The 24,133-nt window shown below is 74.0% G+C and carries 24 protein-coding genes; 6 read left to right on the forward strand and 18 right to left on the reverse strand.

Translation table 11 applies throughout. The features are described 5' to 3' along the window. Positions 1-3: 3 nt before the first annotated feature. A complete protein-coding gene (locus A6R01_RS06615) occupies positions 4-363 on the reverse strand; it encodes an NADH-quinone oxidoreductase subunit A (RefSeq protein WP_292604678.1) in 360 nt (119 codons plus the stop codon). A gap of 346 nt (positions 364-709) precedes the next feature. Further along, complete coding sequence (locus A6R01_RS06620) at positions 710-1,399, reverse strand: demethylmenaquinone methyltransferase (RefSeq protein ID WP_292604679.1); 690 nt, start codon at positions 1,397-1,399, stop codon at positions 710-712. Positions 1,400-1,533: 134 nt separating this feature from the next. Between A6R01_RS06620 and A6R01_RS06625 the strand changes: the two genes are divergently transcribed. Beyond that, positions 1,534-2,799: an isochorismate synthase MenF gene (locus A6R01_RS06625; protein ID WP_292604680.1), complete on the forward strand. Its 1,266-nt coding sequence runs from the start codon at positions 1,534-1,536 to the stop codon at positions 2,797-2,799. 155 nt (positions 2,800-2,954) lie between these two features. On the opposite strand, the gene A6R01_RS06630 is transcribed toward A6R01_RS06625, so the two are convergent. After that, positions 2,955-3,596 (reverse strand): MBL fold metallo-hydrolase, encoded by a 642-nt coding sequence (locus tag A6R01_RS06630; protein WP_292604681.1) that lies wholly within the window; start codon positions 3,594-3,596, stop codon positions 2,955-2,957. Between the two features lie 53 nt (positions 3,597-3,649). Here A6R01_RS06630 and A6R01_RS06635 point away from each other — a divergent pair, with 53 nt between their 5' ends. After that, positions 3,650-4,261 (forward strand): LysE family transporter, encoded by a 612-nt coding sequence (locus A6R01_RS06635; RefSeq protein WP_292604682.1) that lies wholly within the window; start codon positions 3,650-3,652, stop codon positions 4,259-4,261. Positions 4,262-4,306: 45 nt separating this feature from the next. After that, positions 4,307-5,170: an NAD(P)H-binding protein gene (locus tag A6R01_RS06640; protein ID WP_292604683.1), complete on the forward strand. Its 864-nt coding sequence runs from the start codon at positions 4,307-4,309 to the stop codon at positions 5,168-5,170. 17 nt (positions 5,171-5,187) lie between these two features. On the opposite strand, the gene menD is transcribed toward A6R01_RS06640, so the two are convergent. Genes menD through A6R01_RS06655 form a run of 3 tightly spaced genes read right to left on the reverse strand, consistent with a single transcriptional unit; the run spans position 5,188 to position 8,797 of the window. After that, the gene (menD, locus tag A6R01_RS06645) at positions 5,188-6,780 is read right to left on the reverse strand and encodes a 2-succinyl-5-enolpyruvyl-6-hydroxy-3-cyclohexene-1-carboxylic-acid synthase (protein WP_292604684.1); all 1,593 of its coding nucleotides are present in this window, start codon (positions 6,778-6,780) and stop codon (positions 5,188-5,190) included. Then, positions 6,777-7,733 (reverse strand): o-succinylbenzoate synthase, encoded by a 957-nt coding sequence (locus tag A6R01_RS06650; protein ID WP_292604685.1) that lies wholly within the window; start codon positions 7,731-7,733, stop codon positions 6,777-6,779. Before A6R01_RS06650 ends, menD begins: the two co-directional genes overlap by 4 nt. After that, positions 7,730-8,797 carry an AMP-binding protein gene (locus A6R01_RS06655; protein ID WP_292604686.1) on the reverse strand — a complete coding sequence of 356 codons (1,068 nt, stop codon included), beginning with the start codon at positions 8,795-8,797 and terminating at the stop codon, positions 7,730-7,732. The genes A6R01_RS06650 and A6R01_RS06655 overlap by 4 nt, the downstream gene beginning before the upstream one ends. Before the next feature lie 76 nt (positions 8,798-8,873). On the opposite strand from A6R01_RS06655, the gene A6R01_RS06660 reads away from it, so the two are divergent. Continuing rightward, complete coding sequence (locus tag A6R01_RS06660) at positions 8,874-9,746, forward strand: 1,4-dihydroxy-2-naphthoate polyprenyltransferase (protein WP_292604687.1); 873 nt, start codon at positions 8,874-8,876, stop codon at positions 9,744-9,746. A gap of 15 nt (positions 9,747-9,761) precedes the next feature. On the opposite strand, the gene A6R01_RS06665 is transcribed toward A6R01_RS06660, so the two are convergent. Then, positions 9,762-10,022 (reverse strand): DUF4229 domain-containing protein, encoded by a 261-nt coding sequence (locus A6R01_RS06665; protein ID WP_292604688.1) that lies wholly within the window; start codon positions 10,020-10,022, stop codon positions 9,762-9,764. Between the two features lie 45 nt (positions 10,023-10,067). Between A6R01_RS06665 and A6R01_RS06670 the strand changes: the two genes are divergently transcribed. Then, positions 10,068-10,280: a hypothetical protein gene (locus A6R01_RS06670; protein ID WP_292604689.1), complete on the forward strand. Its 213-nt coding sequence runs from the start codon at positions 10,068-10,070 to the stop codon at positions 10,278-10,280. 123 nt (positions 10,281-10,403) lie between these two features. Here the strand turns inward: A6R01_RS06670 and ccsB are convergent, their stop codons facing one another. Genes ccsB through hemL form a run of 6 tightly spaced genes read right to left on the reverse strand, consistent with a single transcriptional unit; the run spans position 10,404 to position 16,450 of the window. Then, a complete protein-coding gene (gene ccsB, locus A6R01_RS06675; RefSeq protein WP_292604690.1) occupies positions 10,404-11,411 on the reverse strand; it encodes a c-type cytochrome biogenesis protein CcsB in 1,008 nt (335 codons plus the stop codon). Next, positions 11,408-13,042: a cytochrome c biogenesis protein ResB gene (locus A6R01_RS06680; protein WP_292604691.1), complete on the reverse strand. Its 1,635-nt coding sequence runs from the start codon at positions 13,040-13,042 to the stop codon at positions 11,408-11,410. The genes ccsB and A6R01_RS06680 overlap by 4 nt, the downstream gene beginning before the upstream one ends. Beyond that, positions 13,039-13,806: a cytochrome c biogenesis protein CcdA gene (locus A6R01_RS06685; RefSeq protein ID WP_292604692.1), complete on the reverse strand. Its 768-nt coding sequence runs from the start codon at positions 13,804-13,806 to the stop codon at positions 13,039-13,041. Before A6R01_RS06685 ends, A6R01_RS06680 begins: the two co-directional genes overlap by 4 nt. Next, positions 13,799-14,434: a TlpA disulfide reductase family protein gene (locus A6R01_RS06690; RefSeq protein WP_292604693.1), complete on the reverse strand. Its 636-nt coding sequence runs from the start codon at positions 14,432-14,434 to the stop codon at positions 13,799-13,801. Before A6R01_RS06690 ends, A6R01_RS06685 begins: the two co-directional genes overlap by 8 nt. Position 14,435: 1 nt before the next feature. After that, positions 14,436-15,110: a histidine phosphatase family protein gene (locus tag A6R01_RS06695; protein ID WP_292604694.1), complete on the reverse strand. Its 675-nt coding sequence runs from the start codon at positions 15,108-15,110 to the stop codon at positions 14,436-14,438. Then, positions 15,107-16,450: a glutamate-1-semialdehyde 2,1-aminomutase gene (hemL, locus tag A6R01_RS06700; protein WP_292604695.1), complete on the reverse strand. Its 1,344-nt coding sequence runs from the start codon at positions 16,448-16,450 to the stop codon at positions 15,107-15,109. Before hemL ends, A6R01_RS06695 begins: the two co-directional genes overlap by 4 nt. A gap of 352 nt (positions 16,451-16,802) precedes the next feature. Here hemL and A6R01_RS06705 point away from each other — a divergent pair, with 352 nt between their 5' ends. Then, entirely contained in the window at positions 16,803-17,900 is a 1,098-nt protein-coding gene (locus A6R01_RS06705) for a lytic murein transglycosylase (protein ID WP_292604696.1), read from the forward strand. Positions 17,901-18,255: 355 nt separating this feature from the next. Here A6R01_RS06705 and hemB read toward each other — a convergent pair whose 3' ends face one another. The 5 genes from hemB to A6R01_RS06730 form a co-directional block, all read right to left on the reverse strand. Then, complete coding sequence (gene hemB / locus A6R01_RS06710) at positions 18,256-19,260, reverse strand: porphobilinogen synthase (protein ID WP_292604697.1); 1,005 nt, start codon at positions 19,258-19,260, stop codon at positions 18,256-18,258. 116 nt (positions 19,261-19,376) lie between these two features. Further along, the gene (locus A6R01_RS06715) at positions 19,377-21,026 is read right to left on the reverse strand and encodes a uroporphyrinogen-III synthase (RefSeq protein ID WP_292604698.1); all 1,650 of its coding nucleotides are present in this window, start codon (positions 21,024-21,026) and stop codon (positions 19,377-19,379) included. Beyond that, positions 21,023-21,997 (reverse strand): hydroxymethylbilane synthase, encoded by a 975-nt coding sequence (gene hemC, locus A6R01_RS06720; RefSeq protein ID WP_292604699.1) that lies wholly within the window; start codon positions 21,995-21,997, stop codon positions 21,023-21,025. The genes A6R01_RS06715 and hemC overlap by 4 nt, the downstream gene beginning before the upstream one ends. Then, positions 21,994-23,301: a glutamyl-tRNA reductase gene (locus tag A6R01_RS06725; RefSeq protein ID WP_292604700.1), complete on the reverse strand. Its 1,308-nt coding sequence runs from the start codon at positions 23,299-23,301 to the stop codon at positions 21,994-21,996. The genes hemC and A6R01_RS06725 overlap by 4 nt, the downstream gene beginning before the upstream one ends. Then, positions 23,298-24,032, reverse strand: coding sequence for a redox-sensing transcriptional repressor Rex (locus A6R01_RS06730; protein WP_292604701.1), 735 nt, complete (start codon positions 24,030-24,032; stop codon positions 23,298-23,300). The genes A6R01_RS06725 and A6R01_RS06730 overlap by 4 nt, the downstream gene beginning before the upstream one ends. Between the last annotated feature and the right edge of the window lie 101 nt (positions 24,033-24,133).

A 24,133-nucleotide genomic window follows, 5' to 3' on the forward strand; every position in this document is an offset into this window, starting at 1 on the left:
CGGTCAGTCCCAGTCGAGGCCGCCGCGACGCCACTCGTAGGCGTAGGCGACGGTCAGGTTGACCAGGAAGAGGACGACGGCGACGAGCCCGAAGCCGCCCAGGGCGTCGAAGTGCACGGCCCACGGGACGAGGAACATGATCTCGACGTCGAAGACGATGAAGGTCATCGCGACGGTGTAGTACTTCACGGGGAACCGGCCGCCACCGACCGGCTGCGGAGTGGGCTCGATGCCGCACTCGTAGGAGTCGACCTTGGCGCGGTTGTAGCGGCCCGGGCCGGTGAGGGTGCTCACCGCCACCGAGAAGATCGCGAAACCCGCGGCCAGGGCCGCGAGGAACAGGACCGGTGTGTAGAGCTCCATCTGAGCCGACTCTCCTCTCCGGCGCCCCGTGGTCGGATGCGCGTCCAGGCCGGTCCGAGGACGTGGCGCGGGCCGCGTCTCGTGACCTTGTGAACCGAATCACTAGGTGGCGCAGCCCACATCTTGCCACTGCTCGCGAGGTCGGTACAGCCGGGGGGTCGCTCCGGTCCGGACCGACCCCGCGACCGGGCCGCACCGGCCCTGACCTGGGCATTTAAGACACTCAGCCGTTGCTTAATTCAGGGTGCTTGGGGGCGCGGTTGCTCCGGCTCGTGTGGGCCAGCGCGGTCCGTGGAGCGCGCTGGGACGCACGAGGCGGCTGCCGGGCCGAGCCTCGCAGCCGGGCTCAGGCGTGGCCGCGGTGGAGGGCGACGATGCCGCCGGAGAGGTTGCGCCACTCGACGCCGGACCAGCCGGCCTCCTGGAGCAGAGTCGCCAGGCCGGCCTGGTCGGGCCAGGCGCGGATCGACTCCGCGAGGTAGACGTAGGCGTCCGGGCTGCTGGAGACCGCGCGCGCGACCGGGGGCAGCGCCTTCATGAGGTACTCGACGTAGACGGTGCGGAACGGCGCCCAGGTGGGGTGGCTGAACTCGCAGACCACGAGGCGGCCGCCCGGCTTGGTCACCCGGCGCATCTCGCGCAGGCCGGCGACCGGGTCGACGATGTTGCGCAGCCCGAAGGAGATCGTGACCGCGTCGAAGGTGGCGTCCGCGAACGGCAGCCGGGTGCCGTCGCCGGCGGTGAAGGGCAGGTGCGGGCGGGCCTGCTTGCCCACCTGGAGCATGCCCAGGGAGAAGTCGCACGGGACGACCGTCGCGCCCTTGTCGTGGAAGGGGACGCTCGAGGTGCCGGTGCCGGCGGCCAGGTCGAGGATGCGCTCCCCCGCCACCGGCGCGACGGCGTCGACGACGTGGGTGCGCCAGCGTCGGTCCTGGCCCAGCGAGAGCACGTCGTTGGTGACGTCGTAGCGCTTGGCCACCGCGTCGAACATCCGACGGACGTCGGTCGGCTGCTTGTCCAGGTCTGCACGGGCCACGGGCGAAGACTAGGCGGTGGCCCCTGGCCCGCTCTCGCTCGACCCGTCCCGCCCGCACCGGCACACGTCGCCGTCGCGGTGATCCCCGCCACGCGATGTCCGGGAAGCGGACGGCGGTGAGTAGTCTCGACGGCGTGACGAGCAGCAGTCCGGGTGAGCTGGGCACTCCCGCCCCCGCCCTGGTGGCCCGCACGGTCGAGATCGACCCGGCTCGGGTCGAGGACCTCCTCGCGCTGCTGCCCACCGACGACCCGGTCAGCTGGGTGCGCCGCGACGAGGGCCTGGTCGGCTGGGGACGCGCCGCCGAGCTGCGCACCGCCGGGGCCGCCCGCTTCGACGACGCCGCCGCCTGGTGGAGCGAGCTGACCTCCCGCGCGGTGGTGCGCGACGAGGTGACCGAGCCGGGGACCGGCCTGGTCTGCTTCGGCACCTTCGCCTTCGCCGACTCCCCCGGCGAGTCCGTCCTGGTCGTGCCCTCGGTCGTGGTCGGCCGGCGCGGTGAGCGCGCCTGGCTCACGACCGTCGGTCGCGGCCTGGAGCACCTCGACCACGCGCTGGTCGCCGCCGAGGCGCCGCGCGCCCCCGAGGGGATCGCGTTCACCGACGGTGCCCTCGACGGCGAGGCCTGGATGTCGGCGGTCGCCGACGCCGTCTCCCGGATCGAGCGCGGCGACCTCGAGAAGGTCGTGCTGGCGCGAGACCTGGTGGCGCGCGCCGACGGTGACGTCGACGTCCGGTGGCCCCTGCGACAGCTGTCGGCGGCGTACCCGATGTGCTGGACGTTCCACGTCGACGGGATGGTCGGCGCGACCCCGGAGATGCTGGTGCGCCGCGAGCGCGGCCTGGTCACCTCGCGCGTGCTCGCCGGCACCATCCGCCGCACCGGCGACGACGAGCGCGACCTCGCCCTGGCGGCGGCGCTGGCGCGGTCCTCCAAGGACCTCGAGGAGCACGAGTACGCCGTCCGGTCGGTCGCCGACGCGCTCGACCCGCACTGCTCGTCGATGAACGTCCCCGAGGCTCCGTTCGTGCTGCACCTGCCCAACGTGATGCACCTGGCCACCGACGTCGCCGGCGTCGCCCGGGACGCCCGCACGTCGCTGGAGCTCGCCGCCGCGCTGCACCCCTCGGCCGCCGTGGGCGGCACCCCGACGACCGCGGCCGTGGCCCTGATCGCCGAGATCGAGCAGATGGACCGGGGCCGCTACGCCGGGCCCGTCGGCTGGATGGACGCCAGCGGTGACGGCGAGTGGGGCATCGCGCTGCGCTCCGCGTCGGTCTCCGGCGACACCGTGCGGCTCTTCGCCGGCTGCGGCATCGTCGCCGACTCCGACCCCGAGGCGGAGCTGGCGGAGGCGCAGGCGAAGTTCGTGCCGGTCCGCGACGCGCTGGGCGGCTGACCCGGGCCGCCGAGCCGTCACTCACGCACGCTCGAGGCGTCACTCGCGCACGCGCGGCCGTGCGCCAGCGACCTCTCGGCCGTGCGCCAGCGACCTCTCGGCCGTGCGCCAGCGACCTCTCGGCCGTGCATGTGCGACCTCTCGGCGGGTGAGGGTCAGGGGAGGTCGGCGCCGTCGGGGAGGCGGAGGTAGTCCTGCTCGCGCGGGGTGAGGAAGGTCGAGAGGTGGGTGTCGGCCATGCCGAGCGCGAGGTCGGAGTAGACCTTGTCGTGGATGGCGAGGTTGCGCGGCGCGCCGACGGCCAGGGCGAAGTCGATCGCCTCGCTGATCTTCATCCACGGCGCGGACACGGGCGCCAGCAGCAGGTCCACCGGGCGGCCCGGGCCGTCGAGGCTGTCGCCGGGGTGGAAGACCGAGGTGCCACCGAGGTCGAGCAGGAAGCCGGAGTTGTCGGGGCGCGGGTAGTCGGGGTGGATGACGGCGTGCTTGTCGTTGACGACCTCGACGTCGATCGCTCCCGCGGCGAACCGCTCCCCGGGCGCCACCACGGTGACCCGCTCGAGCAGGTCCGGCGCCTGCTCGGCGACCGCGTCGGCCACCTGGGCGATCGTGCGCACCGGGGCGTCGGCCCGGCGCAGCCGGTCGGGCGTCCAGTGGTCGGGGTGCAGGTGCGTCACCAGCACCAGGTCGGCGCCGTCGACCGCCTCGGGCTCGGTGAAGGCACCCGGGTCGAGGACCACCGTGGTGCCCTCGTGCTCGATGCGGACGCAGGAGTGGCCGAACTTCGTCAGGCGCATGCACCCACCGTAATCCGCTGGCCGCGCCCTGCCGGGTCGGCCAGGATGCGTGGGTGCTCGAGGTGGTCGTCTCCGGTCTCGTGACCGGTCTGGCCATCGCGGTGCCGATCGGTGCGGTCGGCGCGTTCCTGGTCATCCTCACCGCCCGCACGTCCTGGCGGGTCGGCTCCGCGGCGGCGCTGGGGGTCGCCACGGTCGACGGGGTGTACGCCGCCGTCGCGGTCCTCGGCGGAGCGGCCCTGGCCGGTCTGGTCGGGCCGGTCGCCGACCCGCTGCGCGTGGTGTCCGGCCTGGTGCTGCTCGGCATCGCCGCGCTCACCGCGCTGCATGCCTGGTCGCGGCGGGCCGCCCCGGAGCGGTCGGGGCGGGTGGTCGGGCCGCGAGCGGCGTACCTGCTGTTCGTGGGGATCACCGCGGTCAACCCGACGACGGTGGTCTACTTCGGGGCCGTCGTGCTCGGGAACCGCGACCTGGTGGACGGGCCGGCGCAGGGGCTGGTCTTCGTGACGGCGGCCTTCGCGGCCTCGGCGCTGTGGCAGCTCGGACTGGCCCTCGCGGGCGCCGGCCTGGGGCGGAGCGTCACGGGACGGCGGGGCCGGCTGGTCACCGGCCTGGTCTCCGCCACGGTCGTCGCGGGCCTGGCGGTCCGGACGATCCTGGGCTGAGCCGTCACGTCCTGAGCCTCACCAGGGGCGTCGCAGACTGGGGCCATGGAGCACCAGCGCACCGTCGCGATCACCGGCGTCACCGGGGCCATCGGCGGGGAGGTGGTCCGGCTGCTGGCCGGTGCCGACCTCCGCCTCGACCTGCGTCTGCTGGCCCGCGACCCGTCCCGGGCACCTGACGTCGACACCGACGTACGACGCTGCGACTACGCCGACCACGCCTCGGGCGTGGAGGCCCTGCGTGGCGTGGACACCCTGCTCATGGTCTCGGCGTCCGAAGCCGCCGACCGCCGGGTCCAGCACCGCACCTTCGTCGAGGCAGCGGCGGAGGCCGGGGTGCCCCGGGTCGTCTACACCTCGTTCGTGGGCGCCGCGGCGGACGCGACCTTCACGCTCGGCCGCGACCACCACGACACCGAGGCCGCGATCCACGCGAGCGGGATGGAGCACACCGTCCTGCGGGACAACTTCTACCTCGACGTGCTGCCGCTCTTCGCCGACCACGAGGGCGTGATCCGCGGGCCCGCCGGGGACGGGCGGGTGGCCGCGGTCGCGCGTGCGGACGTGGCGGCGGTGGCCGCCGCCGTCCTGCGCGACCCGGCTCCGCACGCGGGCGCCGCCTACGAGCTCAGCGGACCGGAGGCCCTCACCATGACCGAGGTCGCCGAGCGGGCCGGGCGGGTGCTCGGGCGCGACCTGCGGTTCGTCGACGAGACCGTCGAGGAGGCCTGGGCGTCGCGGCGGGCGGCGTACCCCGACGCCCCCGACTGGCAGCTCGAGGCCTGGGTCAGCACCTACACCGCGATCGCGGACGGCTCGTGTGCCCAGGTCACCGACGCGGTCGAGCGGGTCACCGGGCGCCCCGCGCGGACGCTCGAGCAGACGCTGGACCAGACGCTGGACGGCTGAGCGCGGCACCCGGGGGATCAGGGACGCAGCGCGCGGATCCGGGCGTCGAGGTCGCGCCGGTTGTCGCGGCGCACCCGCACCTCGACCACCTCGATGCCCCCGTTCGGCGAGGCGAGCGCCTGCTCGAGCTCGGGCAGCGACTCGACGCGCCAGTGCGGGGTGCGGGTGGCGGCGCAGAGCGACGCCAGGTCGACGTGGTGGGGCGTGCCGAAGACCCGGTCGAAGCGGTCCGCGTGCACCGGGTCGCCCTGCTCGAGGGTCGCGAAGATCGAGCCGCCGTCGTCGTTGACCACGACGATCGTGAGGTCCGGCTCGGGCTCGTCGGGCCCGAGCACGAGGCCGTTGGCGTCGTGCAGGAAGGTGACGTCGCCGAGCAGCGCGATCGCGCGGGAGGAGTGCGGACGACCCAGTGCCGCACCCACCGCAGTGGACACCACCCCGTCGATGCCGGCCAGCCCGCGGTTGGCCAGCACCTTGCGCCGGTCGCCCACGGCCCAGCCGCGGATCATCAGGTCCAGGTCACGGACCGGGTTGGAGGCGCCGACGAGCAGCAGCCCACCAGGAGGTACGGCGGCAGCGACCGCCCCCGCGACCTCGTGGGGCGTCAGGTCCGGCTCGGCCGCGAGCAGCCGGTCGAGCTGGGCTGCGACCGAGCGGTCGGCGGCCTGCCACTCCTCGAGCCAGCCGGGGTCGCACGCGGCCTGGTCGGGGTGCGGCTCGCCCCAGCCGATCTCGTGGTCGACGACGAAGGGGCGCTCGCTCCACACCCCGGGCGTCGGCGCCGACAGCACCTCGACGTCGGGCCGGGCGAGCAGCGCCTGCACCGGCCGGGACAGTGTGGGGTGCCCCATGACGACGACCCGCTCGACCCGCTCGGCGAGCGACGAGCCCAGCAGCAGGCGGTAGGTCCGCAACGGCGTGCATCCGGTGCGGCAGCCGGCGCTGGGCTCGGCCAGCAGCGGCCAGCCGACGCGCTCGGCCAGCACCCGGGCCGGGGGCCCGGCGTCGTCACCGGCCACGACGACCGTCCGCTTCGCGGGGTCGATCGGCTCGAGGTGCCGACCGCGCCACGGGTGCTGCACGCGCGGCGGCTCGGCGACCTCGGGCAGGTCGGTCCAGGCCGCCTCGGGCACCAGCGGGTCGTCGAACCGGACGTTGAGGTGGGTGGGCCCGCCCTCGGCGAGCGGGGGCACCGGGTCGTCGGGCCCGAGGTCGAGGGTCGGCACCAGCGGTCCGAACACCCCGACCTGGTCGGTCGTCTGGTTGGCGCCGGTGCCGCGCAGCCGGGCGGGCCGGTCGGCGGTCACCGCGACGACCTCGACGCCGGCGTGGGCGGCCTCGAGCAGCGTGGGGTGCAGGTTGGCGACGGCGGTGCCCGACGTGCAGACCACGGCCGCGCGGGCACCGACCTTGGTCAGACCCAGCGCGAGGAACGCGGCGGATCGCTCGTCGATGCGGGTGTGCAGCCGCAGCAGCCCGGCGCGGGCGGCGTCGAACAACGCGAAGGAGAGCGGGGCGTTGCGCGAGCCGGGGGCGACCACGACCTCACGGACGCCGGCCTCAAGCAGCGCGGTGACGACGGCGCGGGCGGTGGCGGTCGAGGGGGTCACGAGCGGCGATCCTGCCGCAGGGCCCGCACCTCGGCCAGCCGTGCCTCCCAGTGCGCCACCCGGTCCGGGGCGGCCGCCAGTCGGTCGAGGGCCGCCCGATCGACGGTGGGTCGCGTCACCGGCAGCGCACCGTCGACGGGCAGCAGCGGCTCGACCGCGGGGTCGTCGGTCAGCAGCGCCACGGTTGCCAGGCCGCAGGCGTGCGGCAGCTCGGGCAGCGAGGCGGCCAGCGCGACGCCCGCCGCGATGCCCACCGAGGTCTCCAACGCCGACGAGACCACCACGGGCAGGCCGATGTCCTCCGCGATCCGCAGGCAGGCCCGGACCCCGCCGAGCGGCTGCACCTTCAGCACCGCCACGTCGGCGGCCTCCAGGTCGCGGACGCGGTAGGGGTCGGCCGCCCGGCGGATGGACTCGTCGGCGGCCACGGGCACGTGCTGCCGGCGGCGTACGACGGCGAGGTCCTCGACCTGCGCGACCGGCTGCTCGACGTACTCCAGGCCCCCGGCGGCGCGGTCCAGCACCGGCAGCCGACGCAGCGCGGTGTCGACGTCCCAGAGCCCGTTGACGTCGATGCGCACCAGCCCGTCGGGGCCCAGCGCGTCGCGCACCGCCTCGAGGCGGGCCTCGTCCTCGGTCTCGTCCTGTCCGGGCTCGGCGACCTTGACCTTGGCGGTGCGGCAGCCGGAGCGCGCCACGATGTCGTGCGCCCGCTCGGGGCCGACCGCGGGGACGGTGACGTTGACCGGCACGCGGTCGCGCAGCGGCGCCGGCCAGTCCCCCGCCGCGGCCTCCTCGGCGCAGCGCAACCACGGCTCGGCGACGGCCGGGGCGTACTCCAGGAACGGGCTCCACTCGCCCCAGCCGCCCGGTCCCTCGAGCAGCACGCCCTCGCGGACGGTGATGCCGCGGAAGCGGGTCGTCATCGGCACCGACCACACGTGGGGGCTCACGCCGGCTCCCCGACCAGTCGCCCGAGGGCCAGGCGGTCCGGCTTGCCGTTGGCCAGCAGCGGGATGTCTCGCACCTCCACCACCTGGCGCGGGGCCCACGAGCGCGGGCGCTCGGCGGCCACCCAGTCGCGCAGTTCCTGCGTGGAGGGGGCGGCACCGTCGCGCGGCACCACGAACGCCACCAACCGGCGCCCCCACTCCTCGTCGGGGACCCCGAGCACCTCCGCGGCGGCGAGGTCCGGGTGCTCCCGCAGTCGCGCGGCCACCGCCGGGCCCGGGACGTTGACCCCGCCGGTGACGACCACGTCGTCGACCCGACCGAGCACCTGCAGACGACCGTCCTCGTCGAGGCGGCCGGCGTCGGCGGTGTGGAACCAGCCGTCGACCAGCACCTCGGCGGTCAGCTCGGGGTCGCCGTCGTAGCCGTCGAAGATCGTGGGCCCGGCCAGCCGGATGCGACCCGAGGGTCCCAGCGCGACCGCCACACCGTCGAGCGGGACGCCGTCGTAGACGCAGCCGCCCGCGGTCTCGGCAGCGCCGTACGTCGCGACTACGCGCACCCCGGCCGCCTCGGCGCGGGCACGCAGCGCGGGATCTACCGGCCCCCCGCCGAGCAGCACGGTGTGGAAGGTCCGCAGCGCCCAGGTGTCGTCAGAGGTGCCTCCCCGGCCGTCCCCCGCCGACAGCATCCGGTGCAGCTGCGTGGGGACGAGCGAGGTGAGGCGCGGCACCGTCGGGTGCTCGCGCAGCAGCGCCGCGGTCGCCTCCGCGAAGCCCGCGTGGTCCTCGGCGAGGACCGGTCGGTGCCCGGCGAGCCAGGACCGGCACACGACCTGGGCACCGGCGACGTAGGTCGGCGGCAGGGTCAGCAGCCACGCCCCCTCCGCGCCGAGGCGCGCGCGGGTCGCCCGCGCCGACGCGAGCACCGCCCCGCGGCTCAGGACGACGCGCTTGGGTCGGCCTGTCGAGCCGGAGGTCGTCACGACCAGCCGCTCGTCGTCGTCGCGCTCCAGCCACCCGGTGAGGGCGCGCACGGCGTCGGCGGCGCTGCCCTCGAGGTCCATGGCGACGAGGCTAGCCGCGACGCCCGGGTCGGCCCGTGCCGGGACGCCCCCGGTCCACCGTGTTGAATGGCTGCTCGTGGCAACCCCAGGACAGTGGCTCGCCGGCTCTCGGCCCCGCACCCTCCCGGCCGCGGTCTCACCGGTGCTCGCGGGCACGGCCGTGGCGGCGTACGTCGACGAGCCGGTGTGGTGGAAGGCGGCCCTGGCCCTCGTGGTCAGCCTGGCGCTGCAGGTCGGCGTCAACTACGCCAACGACTACTCCGACGGCATCCGCGGCACCGACGAGGACCGCGTCGGCCCGATGCGGCTGGTCGGATCCGGTGCCGCGGCCGCGGGGGCCGTGAAGCGTGCCGCGTTCCTGGCCTTCGGCGTGGCCGGCGTGGCCGGCCTGGTGCTCGCCGCCGCGACCGCGTGGTGGCTGCTGGCCGTCGGTGCGGTCTGCGTGCTGGCCGCCTGGTTCTACACCGGCGGGTCCAGGCCCTACGGCTACCTCGGGCTCGGCGAGGTGATGGTCTTCGTCTTCTTCGGCCTGGTCGCCGTCGTGGGCACGACCTACGTCCAGACCCGCACCTGGGAGCCCGCTGCGCTCTGGGCCGCGGTCGGCGTCGGGGCGCTGGCCTGCGCGATCCTCGTCGTCAACAACCTGCGCGACATCCCCACCGACACCCTCGCCGGCAAGCGCACGCTCGCGGTCAAGCTCGGCGACCGCGGCACCCGCACGCTGTACGCCGGCCTGGTGGCCGCGGCCGCGCTCGCCGTCGTGGCCCTGGCCGCGACGACCACGTGGTGGGCGCTGCTGGGGCTGGGTTTCCTGCTGCCCTCGGTGGCCGGGCTGCGGACCGTCCTCGGTGGCGCGACCGGACCGGCGCTGGTGCCGGTGCTCCAGTCGACCGGGTTCGCGCAGCTGGTGTGGGCGGTGCTCAGCGGCGTACCGCTGTTCTGGGTCTGAGCAGCGGCCCCGACCTCAGTCCGCGTCCTCCTTGGACTTCATCTCCTCGAAGCGGCTCGTGGCTGCCCGGGCCCGCTCGTCGACCTTGCGGGCCAGCGCCTCGCGGGGGCCGTTGAGCAGCACGTAGGAGCCGATGCCGCTGATCAGCAGGGCGATGACGAAGCCCGCCAGCAGGTTGGCCTCACCGGCGATGAGCACCCACAGCCCGAGCACGACGCCGAGGGAGGCGAGGAAGAGCAGGATGCGCAGACCGGTGTAGACGAGGAACTCCTTCACGTCGTTCAGGGTAGGCGGTCACCACCGCCGACCTAGAGTGGAGGTGTGCTGAAGTTCCTGCTGGTGGTGGCGCTGGTCGCGGTCGCGGTCTACCTCGTCGTCCGTGCCGCCCAGCGCGGCACCCTCCGACCGTCCCGTCCGGCGCCCACGCCCCGTCCGCGACAGATCGCGCCCGACGACGACGAGGACTTCCTGCGCGACCTCGACCGGCGCAAGCCGCACGGCGAGGACGACGACCCGGACACCCCGACCCGCTGACCCGACCTCGCGCTGCCGGGATCCGCGCGCTGGTCTGGTCGAACCGGCGTGTTGATACGCCGGGTCGGCAGGACGGACGGGTCGAACCGGCGTCTTGATACGCCGGGTCGGCACGACGGACGACTAGGAGCCGGGGTGGAGCGGGGAGACGGCGGGCGCGTCGGCGTAGGAGTGCATCGAGGAGGTCGAGAAGTAGTTGATCCCGATGAAGTTGAACCACAGCGTCGCCATGCCCAGCAGCGCGAGCAGCGCGGCGTTGCGGCCCTTCCAGCCGGCCGTGGCGCGGGCGTGGAGGTAGGCGGCGTAGACGACCCAGGTGATGAAGGCCCAGACCTCCTTGGGGTCCCAGGACCAGTACGACGCCCACGCCTCGTGCGCCCAGATCGGCCCGGTGATGAGCACCGCGAAGGTCCACACCGGGAAGCCGAAGGCATGCATCCGGTAGGACACCCGGTCCAGTGCCGCGGGGCTGGGGACCCGGCCGAGGTAGCCGCCGGTGCGCCCCTTGCGCTCGGCGCGCTCCTTGAGCAGGAACAGCGCCGAGGCGATGCCGCCGAGGGTGAAGGCACCCGTCGCGATGATCGCCGACACCACGTGGATGACGAGCCAGTAGGAGTTGAGCGCCTCACGCAGCGGGCCGACGGGCTGGTAGAGCCAGATGACGGCCACCATCAGCAGGCTGAGCACCACCGCGACGACGATCGGCGCCATCCACGCCAACCCGAAACGGCGGCGCAGCAGGAGGTAGAGCGCGGCGACCACGAAGGTGCCGGACAGCGTGAACTCGTACATGTTGCCCCAGGGCACGCGGTGCGGCTCGGCGGCCATGCCGCGCGCGACCAGCGCCACCAGGTGCACCACGGCGGCCAGGCAGGTGAGCAGGAAGCCCAGTCGACCGGCCATCTCCACGCGCTCGCTGGTGCGATCGTCGACCTCCGGCTCGGGCGCCGGCGGCGCACCGGCACCGACCGTGATCGCCTCGCGGGCGGTCGCCTGGCCGCGCTGGCCGGCCACCGGGACCGAGCGCAGCAGCGCCCACTCGGCCAGGTGCGAGAGCAGGGCGAGGAAGTAGACGACGCCGGCCGCGGCGACGGCCTGGTTCGAGAGCGCCTCCCAGGCGGTCTGGCTCACGGGGTGTCCTCCTGAGGATGGTCGAGCGCCTCCACGATAGCCAGGCGCAGGTCGTCGACGACGGCGGCGGTGTCTCCGCCGCCGGAGCGGTCCAGGGCCGCGAGCTCCACGCGCGACCCCTCCCCGTCTTCGGCGGGCACGACGCGCAGCCACACGCGCCGCGGCCGGATGAACAGCGACCCGCACAGCCCGATCAGCGCCAGCACGACGCCGCCCAGCGCGATCCGCTTGCCCGGGGTCTGGCTGACCTGGACGCGCACCCACGGCTCGACGCCCTCGAAGGTCACCGAGCCGAGCCCGTCGGGCAGCCGTGCGGTGTCACCGACGGCCAGGTCGAGCCGCAGCGGGCGGCCCTCGTCGTTCTCCAGCTGGGTCGCGTCCTCCTTGTCGAGGATGTAGACCGACTGGGACTCGCCGTCCTCGAGGCCGAGGTCGCCGACGTAGACGTTGGTCGAGAGCACCGGGTTGCCGTCGCGGCCCATCACGTTGAACGGGTCGCCGTCGATGCTGGCGAAGAAGGGGTAGAAGAAGCCCTCCAGGCCGATCGCCTGCGGCTCGGCGGCCAGCGCCTTCACCACCCCGAAGGAGAAGAACGAGGCGTCCTGCGGCAGGAACACCGTCGGCCCCGAGTAGGCGATCTCGCCGTCGCCGCCGCGCACGGTGACGATCGGCGCGTAGCCGTGCCCGACCAGGAAGACCTCGCTGTCGCCGATGCGCAGCGGGTGGTTGACCCGCAGGTCGTAGGTCTGGTCGGGCTCGCCGGGCGCGGTGCGGTAGGTCAGCCGGGCCTCGAAGGCGCGCGCCATCCCCTGGCCCGGACCCTCCTCGAGCCACTCCACCTCGAAGGAGTCGACGTCGAAGGAGAAGGGCTCGAGCTCGTCGGCGGAGAAGAACGAGCCCGGCACGAAGTCGTCGTACTGCGTGAGGTTGTTGGCGAAGCCGGCGCCCTGCACGACGATGACGCCGCCCTTGTAGCCGAGCAGCCCGCCCATCGCGAAGCCGACCAGCACCACGATGACCGAGAGGTGGAAGAGCAGGTTGCCGGCCTCGCGGAGGTAGCCGCGCTCGGCGGCGACCGTGCCTGCCTCGCGCTCCGCGGCGGCGCCCTCGGTGGGGGCGGGACGCAGCCGGTAGCGCCGGCGGCGCAGCTCGGCACGGGCGACCTCGAGCACCTGCTCGGGGCTCGCGCCGACGTCGTACGCCGCATGGTCGGGCAGCCGGGTCAGGTGGCGGGGGGCCGCGGGCGGGACGGCGCGGGCGGCGGTCCAGTAGTGCTTGGTGCGGGGCAGGATGCAGCCGACGAGGCTGACCATGAGCAGCACGTAGACCGCGGCGAACCACACCGACCCGTAGACGTCGAAGAGGCCGAGCGCCTCGTAGACCGGGGTCAGGGACTCGTGCTGGTCCTTCCACTGCCGGGCCCCGAAGGAGTCGACGCTCTCCTGGGGGATGACCGAGCCCGGGACGGCGGCGAGCGCGAGCAGGAGCAGCAGCACCAGGGCGGTGCGCATCGAGGTCAGCTGGCGCCAGACGAAGCGGCCCAGCTCCCGGGCGGTGAGCTCGCCCGGACGCCGGGTGGGCTGCCGGGTGGGCTGCCGGGTGGGCTGCTGCTGGCCGGACTGCTCGCTCACACCGCCACCTCGAAGTCGCTGACCAGCTGGATCTGGATCCACGTGACGGCCTGGTCCCACAGCCCGGTGACCAGCAGGACGCCGACCAGCACGAGCATGCCGCCGCCGGCGCGGGTGACCCACTGCTGGTGGCGCCGCACCCAGGCCAGTGCGGTGAGCGCCCGGCGCCAGGCCAGCCCGGCCAGCACGAACGGCACCCCGAGGCCGAGGGAGTAGAAGCCGAGCAGCAGGGCGGCGCGACCGGCGGTGCCCTCGTCGTACCCGAGCCCGAGGATCACTCCGAGCGTCGGGCCGATGCAGGGGGTCCAGCCCAGGCCGAACAGGAAGCCGAGGACGGGGGCGGCGGCCAGTCCGACGGCGGGCACCTTGTGCACGCGCAGGTCGCGCTGGAGCCACGGGACGGCGCGGGCGAAGAGGCCCATGAACGCCAGGCCGAGGACGATCGAGAAGATGCCCAGCCCGATGTCGAGGGCCTGCTTGTTGACCAGGAGCCACGTGCGCATGCCGCCCACCGCGGCGCCGAGGATGACGAAGACGACCGTGAAGCCGAGCACGAAGAGCACCGAGCCGGCGACCATGCGCCCGCGGCGCACGTCACCGGTGGCGATGTCGGCGCCCGACAGCCCGGTGGCGTAGGAGAGGTATCCCGGCAGCAGCGGCAGCACGCACGGGGAGAAGAAGGAGACCAGGCCCGCGAGCACGGCGACGGGCACGGCCAGCACCAGCGACCCGGACAGGGTGGTCGCCTCGAGCCAGTCACCCATCGGCGGGCTCGCCCTCGGTGGGCTCGGGGGGCGCGGGGGCGGGAGGACCGCCGGCGTCCTCGACCAGGTTCGTCAGCGTCGTGCGCGACGGGATCTCGCCGTTGATCAGGGAGACCACGACACCGGACTCGTCGAGCACGAGCGTGGTCGGCGTCGAGCGCGGCGAGGTGCGGCCGGTGAAGGCCAGGAGCGCGTCGCCGTCGGGGGCGTAGATCGAGGGGTAGTCCACGCCGCGGTCGAGCTCGAAGGAGCGGGCGTTGGCGGCGCTGGTGTCGCGGATGTTGATGCCGAGGAAGTCCACGTCGCCGTCGTACGCCGCATAGAGCTCGGTCAGCATCGGCATCTCCTTGATGCAGGGCCCGCAGCCGCTCCACCACACGTTGACGACCGTGACCGTGCCCGGGGTGAAGGTGTAGTCCTCCCCCGTCGTCGTCTTCCCCGAGAGCTCCACCGGCGGCTGCTGGTCACCGAACGCGAACTCCACGACGCCGCCGTTGCCGGGGACGTAGTCGAGGTCGCCGGTGCCGGTCAGGTTCGAGCAGCCGGCGAGCAGCACCGGCAGCAGCACCGCGGGGAGCAGGGAGGCGGGCCGTCGCAGGAGACGGGTCGCCCGGGAGGAGCGGGACATGTCAGGGACGGCGCTCCTCGGGAGCGCCACCGGCCGAGAACGGGGCCGCCTTGTCACCGGCGGGGATCAGGTCGCCGGCGGGCTCGGAGTAGGCGATGGCGGTGACCCGGTCGCCGCTGAAGTGGATCGAGGTCAGCGAGCACAGCGTGCACTGGCGCTTGCGCGGGTCGTGGAGGAACGAGCGCCCCTCGAGGCTGAGCCGGGTGATCCAGATCGGCAGCTGGTGGGACACGATCACGGCCTCGTGGCCGGCGGCGGCCTCGCGCGCGTCGTGGATGGCCTCGGTCATCCGGGCGACGACCTGCTTGTACGGCTCGCCCCACGAGGGCTTGAACGGGTTCCACAGGTGACGCCACGACGAGGGTCGGGTGAGCACGTTGCGCTTGCCGCCGAAGGTCTCGCCCTCGAAGACGTTGGTCGACTCGATGACCCGCTGATCGGGGTGCACCTCGAGCTCGCGGGCCGCGGCGAGCGGCGCGATGGTCTCGCGGGTGCGGTCGAGCGGGGAGGCGACGAGGTGGACGATGTCGCGGTCGCTGATGGTGTCGGCGACCCGCTGGGCCATGGTCCGGCCCAGCTCGGAGAGGTGGAACCCGTCGCGACGGCCGTAGAGCACGCCGTCGGGGTTGTGGACCTCGCCGTGGCGCAGCAGGTGGACGATCGTCTGCTCGCTCATGCGGCACCCCCCGCAGCGGCGGCCGCACGGGCGGCGGCGGGCAGCGCGTCGAGCACGGTCTGCACGGCCTCGTCGTCGTGCGCGGAGGACAGGAACCACGCCTCGTACGCCGACGGCGGGAGGTAGACCCCGGCGTCGAGCATCGCGTGGAAGAAGGCGGCGTACGCCGCGGCGTCGGTGCGCGAGGCGTCGGTGAAGTCACGCACCGGCCCCTCGGCCAGGAAGACCGAGAACATCGTGCCGGTCGACTGCACGGTGTGGGCCACACCCGCGGCCGTCAGTGCCTCGGAGGCCGCCTGCTTGAGCGTGTCCGCGGCGGCGCCGATGTGGTCGTAGACCTCCTGGGTCGCCAGCCGCAGCGTGGTGAGCCCCGCGGTGGTGGCGATCGGGTTTCCCGACAGCGTGCCGGCCTGGTAGACCGGCCCCTCCGGCGCCAGGTGGCCCATCACGTCGGCACGGCCGCCGAAGGCCGCGGCGGGGAAGCCGCCGCCCATCACCTTGCCGAAGGTGACCAGGTCGGGGCGCCAGCCCTCGGCCCTGCCGTCCAGGCCCCACTGGCCCTCGCGAGTGACGCGGAAGCCGGTCATCACCTCGTCGGAGACGAACAGCGCACCGTGCTTCGCGCAGGTCTCGGCCAGGAAGGCGTTGAAGCCCGGCTCCGGCGGGACGACGCCCATATTGCCGGGGGCGGCCTCGGTGATCAGGCAGGCGATCCGGTCGCCGTGCTCGGCGAAGGCGGCCTCGACCGCGGCACGGTCGTTGTAGGGCAGCACCAGCGTCAGCTCGGTCGAGGACGTGGGGACGCCGGGGGTCCCGGGCAGCGCGAAGGTGACCAGCCCGGAGCCGGCCGAGGCCAGCAGGGAGTCGACGTGCCCGTGGTAGCAGCCGGCGAACTTCACCACGACGTCGCGACCGGTGAAGCCGCGGGCCAGCCGGATCGCCGACATGGTCGCCTCGGTGCCGGAGGAGACGAAGCGGACGCGGTCGACCGGCGTCCGGTCGACGATCTCCTCGGCCAGCTCGACCTCGGGCTCGGTGGGCGTGCCGTACGACGTGCCGCGCGCGACCGCGGCCTGGACGGCGGCCTGCACCTCGGGGTGCGCGTGCCCGAGCAGCATCGGACCCCAGGAGCAGATGAGGTCGACGTACCGCTTCCCGTCGACGTCGGTCAGCCACGGTCCCTGCGCGGACCGGATGAACCGCGGCGTGCCGCCGACGGCGTTGAACGCCCGCACCGGGGAGTTCACGCCCCCCGGGGTCACGGCGTGGGCGCGCTGCATGAGTGCGCGCGAGTGGGGTCCGGCGTCGAGCCGCTCGTCGGTCTCCGGCGTGGTGCTCACCTCGTCATTGTCCCCGAGACGGCCAACCGCTCCCCGCGGGGGCGGGCGCCTGCGCGGGTGACGTGGTCCAGACCACGGCGTGCGACAGTGGAACGCCTGCTGTTTCAGCGTCATGACCCGGGGGGAGGCTCGTCGTCCGGGTAGCAGACATGCAGGACACGCGTAACCCAACCGTGACACCATTCGTTAGGTCAGTCACACGTGCTTGAGGGAGCGCGACACACGCACGAAGACAACTGGGAGATTCATCATGGCAGGACACCGATCCGGACGCTGGCAGCGGGGCGTGACCCTGGTGCCCCTCGCGCTCGTGTCGGCGGCATGGACGGCGAGCGTGGTCTCTGCCCCTGCCGTGAGCACCGTCGCAGCCGGCACCGACGAGGCCCCCGCGGTGGCACTGCCCGACGGCACCTCGGTGCCCGCCCAGGCCATCGACGCCCCCGCCTCGGTCTCCACCGGAGCACTCGCCGCCGGCATCGGTGACAAGAACCCCACCCAGGTCGTCGCCACCTCCTCCACCTCCGGCATCCCCGCCGCCGCGCTCGCCGCCTACCAGCGTGCTGAGACCGTGATCAACGCCGCCGACGAGACCTGCAACCTCACCTGGCAGCTCGTCGCCGCCATCGGCCGCGTGGAGTCCAACCACGGCCGCTTCGGCGGCTCTGTCCTCGACGACGACGGCGTCGCCACCCCCGGCATCTACGGCCTGCCCCTCAACGGCACCAAGGGCACCGCCGCCATCTCCGACACCGACGGCGGCCAGCTCGACAACGACTCCCGCTGGGACCGCGCGGTCGGCCCCATGCAGTTCATCCCCTCCACCTGGTCCGTGGTCGGCGTCGACGCCGACGGCGACGCCCAGCGCAACCCCCAGGACATCGACGACGCAGCCCTGGCCACCGCGGTCTATCTCTGCTCCGGCGACGACGACCTCTCCACCACCACCGGCCAGGAGAAGGCGGTCTACCGCTACAACCACTCCTGGTCCTACGTCGACCTCGTCCTGCAGGTGATGGACGCCTACGCCTCCGGCGACTACACCTCCATCCCCACCAGCGTCTCCGCGGCCGGCGCCATCAGCCCCGACCCGAAGTACACCCCCGCCCCGGTCAAGACCGCCAAGCCCGACAAGGGCGGCGACAACACCGTGGCCCCCGCACCGCAGCCCAGCCAGCAGCCCGCGCAGCCCCAGCCCACCACCGGCACCGGCGGCGACGGCGGCACCAAGGACGACGACAAGCCCAAGGGCGGCCTCGGCATCCCCGGCGCCCCCACCGTCACCCTGCCCACGCTGCCCACCACCGGCGTCACCGTGGTCGACGAGACCCTCTCCTACGCCCAGGCCGTGCTGCAGTGCACCCTCGACGGCTACATCGACAACATCCTCAAGAACGACGACCCGTTCGACCAGTGCGTCGAGGACTACATGAACGGCAAGAAGAAGGGCTGACCACCGCCCATCAGACAGCCCGAGGGGGCAGGACGCTCGACGTCCTGCCCCCTCGTGCGTCTGCGAGTCGAACCGGCGTAGCGATGCGCCGGCTCGGCGCACGGTGTCAGCGGAGGGCGACGGGGCCCGGACGGGACGCCGCCGCCCCACGGCGGAGGGTGGATGGGCCTGGCCCCCCTGGAGCGACGAAGGAGCGGAAGGGGTGGTTCCCCTCCGCCGTGGGGTGGCGGCGGGACGGCAGGGTCCCGGCGCCCCATCTCACCGGCCCACCGTCGTCGCGGACGGATGCGCCGGCTCGGCGGAACAGCACGGTCGAACCGGCGTATTGATACGCCGGCTCGGCGGGCTCAGCCGGTCAGAGGGCCAGGAGACGGGCGGCCTCGGAGGCCCAGTAGGTGAGGATCACGTCGGCGCCGGCGCGGTGGATGGAGGTGAGGGTCTCCAGGATGGCGGCCTCGCGGTCGATCCAGCCGCGCTCGGCGGCCGCCTCGAGCTGGGCGTACTCCCCCGAGACGTTGTACGCCGCCACCGGGACCTCGACGGCCTCGCGCACGCGCCGCACCACGTCGAGGTAGGGCAGCGCCGGCTTCACCATCACCATGTCGGCCCCCTCGGCGACGTCGAGCAGGGCCTCACGCACACCCTCACGGGCGTTGGCGGGGTCCTGCTGGTAGGTGCGGCGGTCCCCGACGAGCGAGGAGTCGACGGCCTCGCGGAAGGGCCCGAAGAAGGCCGAGGCGTACTTCGCGGAGTAGGCCAGGATGCCGACATCGGTGTGCTCGAAGGCATCAAGAGCGTCGCGGATGACGCGGACCTGGCCGTCCATCATGCCGCTCGGGCCGACCATGTCGACACCGGCGTGCGCCTGGGCCCGGGCCATGTCGGCGTACGCCGCCAGCGTCTGATCGTTGTCCACCCGGCCGTCCGCGGTCAGGACGCCGCAATGCCCGTGGTCGGTGAACTCGTCGAGGCACAGGTCGCTCATGACGGTCAGCGCGTCGCCGACCTCGGCGACCACGTCGGTGATCGCCAGGTTGAGGACGCCGGAGGGGTCCAGGGCACCGGACCCGGTGGCGTCCTTGGTCTCGGGGACGCCGAAGAGCATGACGCCGCCGAGACCGAGCTCGGCGGCCTCGGAGACCGCAGCCAGCAGCGAGTCGCGGGTGTGCTGGACGACGCCGGGCATGGAGGAGACCGGCTTGGGCTCGGTGAGGCCCTCACGGATGAAGACGGGCAGGACCAGCTGGCGCGCCTGCACCTGCTGCTCGGCGACCATGCGCCGCAGGGCGGGGGTGGTGCGCAGGCGGCGGGGCCGCACCAGCGGGGGGACGACGGGGGCGGGGACGGGGTGCTCGGTCACGGACCGATCCTGTCAGGTCCCCTCGAGCACCGACACGACAGCGGCCGCCACCCCGCGGGTGCGGGGGGGGCGGCCGCTGTCGGTGCCTGTGGCGGGTGGGCCGGTGGGCCCGGACCTCACTCCGCCTTGCGGCGGCGGGCCGAGGTCTTGCGGTCCGACGGCTTGGTGACCGGCTGGCCGGCCTCGAGCAGCGAGGCGCGGCGGGCGGCGCCGAAGTCGGCCAGGGCGTCGACGAGCACCTCGACGTCGGGCTTGGGCGCCATGACGTCGACGCGCAGGCCGTGCTCCTCGGCGGTCTTGGCCGTCGCGGGGCCGATCACGGCGATCACCGTCGAGGTGTGCGGCTTGCCGGCGATGCCGACCAGGTTGCGCACGGTCGAGGAGGAGGTGAAGACCACCGCGTCGAACTTGCCGGTCTTGATCGCGTCGCGGGTCGGCGCCGGCGGCGGGGCGGCCCGCACGGTCCGGTAGGCCGTGACGTCGTCGCACTCCCACCCGAGGTCGATGAGACCGGCGACGAGGTTCTCGGTGGCGATGTCGGCACGCGGCAGGAAGACCCGGTTGATGGGGTCGAGCTGCTCGTCGTACTCCGGCCACACGTCCAGCAGGCCGGCGGCGGACTGCTCCTCGGTGGGCACCAGGTCGGCGCGCAGGCCCCAGGCGGCGATCGCGGCGGCGGTCTTGTCACCGACCGCGGCGATCTTCAGGCCCGAGAAGGCGCGGGCGTCGAGGCCGTACTCCTCGAACTTCTCGCGCACGGCCTTGACGGCGTTGACCGAGGTGAAGGCGATCCACTCGTAGCGGCCCTCCACCAGGCCGCGGACGGCCTTGTCCATCTGCTGGGGGTTGCGCGGCGGCTCGACGGAGATCGTGGGGACCTCCTCGGGGATGGCGCCGTAGCCGCGCAGGTTGGTCGACAGCGAGCCGGCCTGCTCCTTGGTGCGGGGCACCAGCACGCGCCAGCCGAACAGCGGCTTGGTCTCGAACCACGACAGCGTCTGGCGCAGGTCAACGACCTTGCCGATCACGATGACGGCCGGCGGCGCGATGCGCGCGGCCCGGACGTCGGCGGCGACCTCGGCCAGTGTCGAGGTGACCGTGGACTGCTCGGTGGTGGTACCGACGCGGGTGACGGCCACGGGCGTGGTCGCGGGGCGGCCGGCGGCGACGAGCTGCTTGGCGATGTCACCGATCTGGCCGACACCGGAGAGCAGCACCAGGGTGCGATCGTCGGCGTAGCGGCTCCAGTCGACGGTGCCGTCGCAGGTCACGACCGCGACCTCGCGGTGGTCCTTGCTGGTCAGCGGGATGCCGGCGTACGCCGGGACGCCGGCGACCGAGGAGATGCCGGGGACGATCTCGAAGCCGATGCACGCCTTGGCGCAGGCCTGCGCCTCCTCGGGGCCCGAGGCGTAGGTGAACGGGTCGCCGGTCATCAGCCGGACGACGCGGCCGCCCTTCTTGGCGTGCTTGACCACGACCTTGGCGCGCGCGGCATGGGTCAGCGGCTGCCCGTCCTCTCCGAAGCCGCCGTCCACGATCTCGGGACCGGCGGCCTCGTCGGTGGGCTCCAGCCCGACCACGCGGCGCACGAGCTCGGCGTGCTCGGGTGACTCGGTCACGACGACCTCGGCCTGCTTGAGCAGCTCGACGGCGCGGACGGTCAGCAGCTCGGGGTCGCCGGGGCCGGCGCCCACGAACGACACCCAGCCGACGCGGGCCGTGGTGGGGGTTTCGGTTCGTGCGGTGGTCTTGCCTCGGGTCATGCTTGTGGCACCTGTCCTGATTCGATGGCCGGACCTGGCTGGCCCAGCTGTCCTGCCCCGTCGGCGAGCATCTCCGCTGCCAGACGGGCACCGACGCCGTGGGCGTCGGCAGGCGAGCCGGTCGCGGACATCCGCACCGAGAGCGCCCCATCGGGTGACAACGCGATCGCGCGCACCCACAACTCTTCCTCGTCCTCCCCCTCGACGATCTCCGCGAGCGCCCCGATGGGGGCCGAGCAGCCGCCCTCGAGGGTCGCGAGCACCGACCGCTCGGCCTCGACCGCCGCGCGGGTACGCGGGTCGTCGAGGGCCGCGAGCGCCTCGAGGAGCTCGGTGTCGTCGCTGCGGCACTCGACCGCGAGCGCACCCTGGCCCGGCGCGGGGAGGACCTGCAGCGGGTCGAGGACCTCGGTGGCCTCCTCGACCCGACCGATCCGGGCCAGGCCGGCGCGGGCGAGCAGCACCGCGTCGACGGTGCCCTCGCGCACGGCGCGGATGCGGGTGTCGACGTTGCCGCGGATCGGCACGACCTCCAGCCCCAGGCCCAGCGCGTGCAGCTGGGCGGCGCGGCGCGGGGAGCCCGTGCCGACGCGGGAGCCGACCGGGAGCTCGCCCAGCGTCAGGTCGTCGCGGGCGACGACCACGTCGCGGGGATCCTCGCGGGGCGGCACGACGACCAGCGTCACGCCCTCGCAGGGGTAGGTCGGCAGGTCCTTGAGGGAGTGCACCGCGAGGTCGACCTCGCCGCCGACGAGGGCGTCGCGCAGCGCGTTGACGAACACCCCGGTCGAGGCACTGCCCACGAGCGGGGTGCCGGCGGCCTGGCTGCGGTCGCCATCGGTGGTGATCTCGACCAGCTCGGTGGCCATCCCCAGCCCCTCGACCATCTCGGCGACGTGGCCGGACTGGGTCGTGGCGAGCAGGGAGCGGCGGGTGCCGACCCGGACGGTGCGGGAGGTCGAGGGGCTCATCGGGTCTTCTCCTCGGGCACGGCGGGGCTGGTCACCGCGGTGACGGCGTCGGGGTCGAGCGCGAAGAGCTCGGCCAGCGCGGCGGCGTAGGACACCGCGCCGGTCTCGTTGGCGAGCTCACGGACCCGGACGGTCGGCTCGTGCAGCAGCTTGTCGGCCACCCTGCGCACGGCGTGGAGGACCTCGGCCCGCGTCGTCGGGTCGAGGTCGGGCAGGCGCCCGTCGAGTCGGGCCATCTCGGCGGCGACCACCGAGGTGGCCATCGAGCGCAGGGCCACCACGGTGGGGGTGACGCTGGCCTGGCGGCGGGCGGTGAGGAAGGCCGAGACCTCCTCGGTGACGATCGAGCGCACGGCGGCGATCTCGACCCCGGCCTCCGACTCGTGCAGCCCGGCGGCGAGCTCGGCGAGGTTGACCAGGGTGACCCCCGGGACCTCGGCGGCCGCGGGGTCGACGTCGTGCGGGAGCGCGAGGTCGATGATCGCCAGCGGGCGGCCGTCGGGGCGGGCGGCGCGGACCAGGTCGGCGTCGACCTGGACGCCGGTGGCCCCGGTGCAGGTGATGAGGAGGTCGACACCGGCCAGCTCGGAGGCCAGCGACTCCACGGGCGCCGGGCGACCGGCGTACTCCGCAGCGAGGCGCTCGGCACGCTCCGGCGTGCGGTTGAGCACCACGATGTCGGCTGCCCCGAGGCGCGAGACCGTCGCGGTGGCCAGCCCCGCCATCGCGCCGGCGCCGAGCACGGCCACGGAGCGACCGGCGACGTCGCCGAGGGCCGGGCGGGCACGGTCGAGGGCGGCGGTGACCAGCGAGGGCGCCGCCCGGTCGATGCCGGTCTCGGCGCGCGAGCGCTTGCCGACGCGCAGCGCCTGCTGGAACAGCACGTTCAGCGCGGGCCCGACGGTGCCGAGCTCCTGGCCCAGGCGCAGCGCCTCGCGGGTCTGCCCGAGGATCTGGCCCTCGCCGACGGCCATCGAGTCCAGCCCGGCGGCCACCTGGAAGAGGTGGGCGACCGCACCGTCGTCGTAGTGGACGTAGAGGTGCGGGAGCAGCGCCTCGGTGGAGACCCCCGAACGCTCGACCAGGAGCGTGGAGAGCTGCTCGACCGAGCCGTGGAACCGCTCGACGTCGGCGTAGATCTCCAGCCGGTTGCAGGTGGAGATGACGGTGGCCTCGGCGACGTGGGCGCAGCCGGCCGCGTCGCTGACCAGCTTGTGCACCGCGTCCGCCCCGGGCGCGGCGAGCCGCTCCAGCAGGGAGACGGGGGCGGAGTTGTGGGAGACCCCCACGATCAGCACGCTCATGCCGGCGCCTCCAGTCGTCCGTCGAGGTCGTCGGCCCCACCCGCGTCGCCGGGGGCGTGCAGGACGGCACCCTCGACAGCGGACGCCTTGCGCTGCTGGTGGTAGGCGAGGATCTGCAGCTCGATGGAGAGGTCGACCTTGCGCACGTCGACGCCCTCGGGGACCGAGAGCACCTGCGGCGCGAAGTTGAGGATGCTGGTGATGCCGGCCGCGACCATGGCGTCGGCGACGTCCTGGGCCGCGTGCGCGGGGGTCGAGATCACGCCGATCGCGACGCCCTGCTCGGCGACGATCGTGGCGAGGTCGCGGAAGGGACGCACGTCGATGCCGGCGACCTGCTCGCTGTGCCGACCCGGGTCGGCGTCGAGCAGCGCGACGACCCGGAAGCCACGGCTGCGGAAGCCGGAGAAGTTGGCCAGAGCGTGCCCGAGGTTGCCGATGCCGACGATGACGACGGGCCAGTCGTGGGTGACGCCGATCTCGCGGGCGATCTGGTAGCGGAGGTACTCCACGTCGTAGCCGACCCCGCGGGTGCCGTAGCTGCCGAGGTAGGAGAGGTCCTTGCGCAGCTTGGCGCTGTTGACCCCGGCGGCGCTCGCGAGCTCCTCGCTGGAGCAGGTGGGCGTGCCGGACTCGGCCAGCGAGGTCAGGGCCCGCAGGTAGACGGGCAACCGCGCGACGGTGGCCTCGGGGATGTCCCGTGCCGCCTCGGTGGGGGTCCGTTCGGTCACTGCTCGCTCTCCAGCCCAGCCGTCGCGGGTGGGAGTCGGAGGAGGGGGTCGGCCGGGGGTCCGGCGCGGCCCTCGCGACCGCGACGGCTCGATCACTGTAG

This window comes from Nocardioides sp. REDSEA-S30_B4 (genome assembly GCF_001627265.1).
In the GTDB taxonomy this organism is placed as follows: Bacteria; Actinomycetota; Actinomycetes; order Propionibacteriales; family Nocardioidaceae; genus Nocardioides.

Bases quoted from the DNA above. Each gene is read 5' to 3' on its own strand.
- A6R01_RS06655 (WP_292604686.1), bottom strand. From the start codon at position 8,797: ATGGACCTCGAGGGCAGCGCCGCCGACGCCGTGCGCGCCCTCACCGGG.
- hemC (WP_292604699.1), bottom strand. From the start codon at position 21,997: ATGAGCCCCTCGACCTCCCGCACCGTCCGGGTCGGCACCCGCCGCTCC.
- A6R01_RS06715 (WP_292604698.1), bottom strand. From the start codon at position 21,026: ATGACCCGAGGCAAGACCACCGCACGAACCGAAACCCCCACCACGGCC.
- A6R01_RS06615 (WP_292604678.1), bottom strand. From the start codon at position 363: ATGGAGCTCTACACACCGGTCCTGTTCCTCGCGGCCCTGGCCGCGGGT.
- A6R01_RS06685 (WP_292604692.1), bottom strand. From the start codon at position 13,806: ATGGGTGACTGGCTCGAGGCGACCACCCTGTCCGGGTCGCTGGTGCTG.
- A6R01_RS06725 (WP_292604700.1), bottom strand. From the start codon at position 23,301: ATGAGCGTGCTGATCGTGGGGGTCTCCCACAACTCCGCCCCCGTCTCC.
- A6R01_RS06630 (WP_292604681.1), bottom strand. From the start codon at position 3,596: ATGCGCCTGACGAAGTTCGGCCACTCCTGCGTCCGCATCGAGCACGAG.
- A6R01_RS06695 (WP_292604694.1), bottom strand. From the start codon at position 15,110: ATGAGCGAGCAGACGATCGTCCACCTGCTGCGCCACGGCGAGGTCCAC.
- A6R01_RS06690 (WP_292604693.1), bottom strand. From the start codon at position 14,434: ATGTCCCGCTCCTCCCGGGCGACCCGTCTCCTGCGACGGCCCGCCTCC.
- A6R01_RS06640 (WP_292604683.1), top strand. From the start codon at position 4,307: ATGGAGCACCAGCGCACCGTCGCGATCACCGGCGTCACCGGGGCCATC.